We start from the raw sequence: 2,902 nt of genomic DNA, 5'->3' as shown, positions 1-2,902 counted from the left end.
ACGATGTTCTCGCTGGCGATCAGCTCGATCTCGTCGCGCTGGCGACCAAGCTCAGACGTGATCGAGCCGAAAAGCTCGGGGTCACGCTCCGAAAGAGACTGGGTAAAGAAATTGTTGGGGCGATGGGGAGCGTTCACGTCGTCTATCTCCTGATTATTGAATTAACCGGTCCAGCCGAGGCCAGCCGATATGGCGTTCATGGATTGCAGCAATGGAACGGGTACGGTTCCGTTCTGCGGTTCATTCCTGGTCTGCCGCAGCAAATCCACCTGCAGCGCGTGAATGCGGTTCAACTCTGCCCGCTTGCGTTCAAAGCGCTCGCACAAGTGCGGGAACCGATGTCCAATTTCCTGCCCGCCGGTCAAAAAGCGAATGGCGCTGCAGGTACTGTCGTATTCGTTGGTAACTGCGGTGAGGATGCGCTGGCGGGTCCCCGCGTCACTGACCAGTTCCGCATAGCTTGCGGCAATGGACATGTCCGTCTGGTAAAGCGATTTTTCCATTTCATCGACTGCCAGACGAAACAGACGGGACTGACGGAACAGATCGTGCAGCACCTCGTCACCGCGCGCGCCCCGGAAACGGCGGAAACTGTTCATTGCGGCCCCGAACCCGTACCAACCAGTGATCAGATGGCGGTTCTGCGACCATGCGAACACCCACGGGATGGCGCGCAGATCATTCAGGCTTGCGGCCCCAAACCGGCGGGTTGGGCGCGAGCCAATTTTCAGGCGGGCCAGTTCCTCGACCGGGCTGGCCTGCTGGAAATAATCCAGAAATCCGGGCAATTCGAGCAGCGAGACATAGGCCGTCTGCGACAATTCCGATAACGCATCCATGGCATCTTGGAATTCGGGGCGCGCTGGCGCTTCGCTGCTGTCTGCTGTGTGGCACAGGGTGCTGGACAACAGCAGCTCCAGATGTGCGGCGGCGGTTCCCCGGTTGGCGTACTTGGCCGAAACGACCTCGCCCTGTTCCGTCACCCGAAGCCGCCCGGAAATGGTTCCTTTCGGCTGTGCGGCAATCGCACGTTCGGTTGGAGCCCCGCCACGACTGACAGAGCCACCGCGACCATGAAAAAAGGCTGCTCGAAATCCCTGAGAGGCCAGCGCGGAGACGATCCTGCGCTGCGCGCGGTCCAGTTCACACGTTGAACAGAAGAAACCCCCGTCCTTTCCGCTGTCCGAATATCCCAGCATCACCTCAATCTTGTTGCCCCCTGTCTTGAGGCTGCGCCGGGCCAGAGGAACATCGAGCACCTCAAGCAGGATCGAGGGTGCGTTGCGCAGATCGGCGATGGTTTCGAACAGCGGCACCACCGATATGTCCAGCGTTTCCGTCCCGAATCCGGCATAGCGCGCCAACAGATAGACGCCCAGAATGTCATCCGCCGATCGGGTCATCGACAGGATGAACGGGCCCATTGCGCGGGGGTCGGGACCGGTTCGAACAGAATGAACCAGTGAAAGCAGCGCCAGCAGTTCCCTCGCCTGATCGCTCAGGTCATTTTGATCAAGGTCCGGCAAATCAGGATTGGCCAGCTCGGCCCGCAGGCGGGTGGACCATTCACGCGTTCCATACTCGGGTGCGGCGCCGTACATGCCCCATATTTCAGTCAGGACATTGGTGGTCACGGTCGAGTTCTGGCGAATGTCCAGCGTTGTGGTTCGGAACCCAAAAACCGATGCCGAGCGGCGCAATGGCCGAATGTACTGACGTGCCAGTAGATCAGCGTTGACCGAGCACAATGCCGCATCAAGCGTTTCGAGATCCGCGATGAATTGCGTCGTGTGGTCATAACCCTGATGCTGTAGGAGATGGCTGATCGCAGTGAGCGCCTGCCGGAAAGGTTCGTTTGCGTTTCGACCACTGCCGGGTGCACGATCTGTGATGTCCTGCAGACGTGCGGCGTGGACTTCAGGCAGGGGTAGGATCAGCGCGCTGATGCTCAGCCGACCGGCGGCCTCATCAATGGCCTCGCGATACATCTCGATTGCCGACTCGCGTCCGCGCTGCAGTGCCAGAGCGGTCATTTCGGTTGTAACGTTCGGATTGCCGTCCCGGTCACCGCCGATCCAGCTGTGAAACCGCAGGTTCGGTGCAGTCGACAAGGTCTGCCCCAGCACATCCTGACATGCGTGATCGAACCTTTGCATGACCTGCGGGACAGCGTCGAAAATAGCGTCGCGGAAAAACTGCAACCCCCACTCGATCTCGTCCCTGAGGCTGGGGCGGGCAAGGCGCAGTTCTCCGGTCATCCACAACAGATCGATCTCGCCCTCAAGCGCATTCAGCAGTTCAGCCCGCTCGGTCGGCGTCCAGCGCTGCGCCTCAAGGCTGACAAGGTGGCGATAGATGCGGCGATGTATCTCCAGCACAGTGACGCGCTTGGCTTCGGTCGGGTGCGCGGTAAGGGTCGGACCGACAAGAAGGTCTCCGGCCAATTGCCCGATTTGGTTGTTGGTCAGGGACAGGTTCGACAGCGCCTCGGCGAACCCGCCTTCGACTGTTGCGGGGCCATCGCGGGTTTCCGTCAACCGGCGGTTTCTGACAGCTGCATTTTCCTCGATGATACGCAGCAGCTGGAACCAGATCGACAGCGCCTGCAAATAGGGTGTGGCATCAGGCCCAGTGGGCAGAGGCCCCGGCGTTGTGGCATCGGCCCAAGCGGCGACATGTGGCGCCCGCTTCGACAGAATGTTGCGCCACAGCCTGTGCAGTTCGCTCCGCAGACCTTCGGCATAGGCCGAAGACACATTCGGTGGATATTCGTCCTTTGCCGCTGTTTGCATCAAATCACTCTGTCTTGTGGTTTTTTGCCGTTGAAGAATTGGTTGAGGTTTTTGATGACGCGGAATCCCATAGCTTCGCGGGCCTCGCGTGTTGCGCTTCCGAGATGGGG

The 2,902-nt window shown here is 59.9% G+C and carries 1 protein-coding gene and 2 pseudogenes; all 3 read right to left on the bottom strand.

The window, feature by feature from the left end; translation table 11 throughout:
* Positions 1 to 137, bottom strand: a pseudogene (gene glyA / locus ACR0NW_RS23940) (serine hydroxymethyltransferase); the annotation flags it as partial.
* 24 nt (positions 138 to 161) lie between these two features.
* Positions 162 to 2,792: a phosphoenolpyruvate carboxylase gene (locus ACR0NW_RS23935; RefSeq protein WP_480453293.1), complete on the bottom strand. Its 2,631-nt coding sequence runs from the start codon at positions 2,790 to 2,792 to the stop codon at positions 162 to 164.
* A pseudogene (locus ACR0NW_RS23930) lies at positions 2,792 to 2,902 on the bottom strand (D-glycerate dehydrogenase); the annotation flags it as partial. The gene ACR0NW_RS23935 and the pseudogene ACR0NW_RS23930, both read right to left, overlap by 1 nt.

This window comes from Ruegeria sp. CF5, from assembly GCF_056537325.1.
This window is presented reverse-complemented; position numbering and strand designations above follow the sequence as displayed.

Bases quoted from the DNA above. Each gene is read 5' to 3' on its own strand.
- ACR0NW_RS23935 (WP_480453293.1), bottom strand. From the start codon at position 2,792: ATGCAAACAGCGGCAAAGGACGAATATCCACCGAATGTGTCTTCGGCC.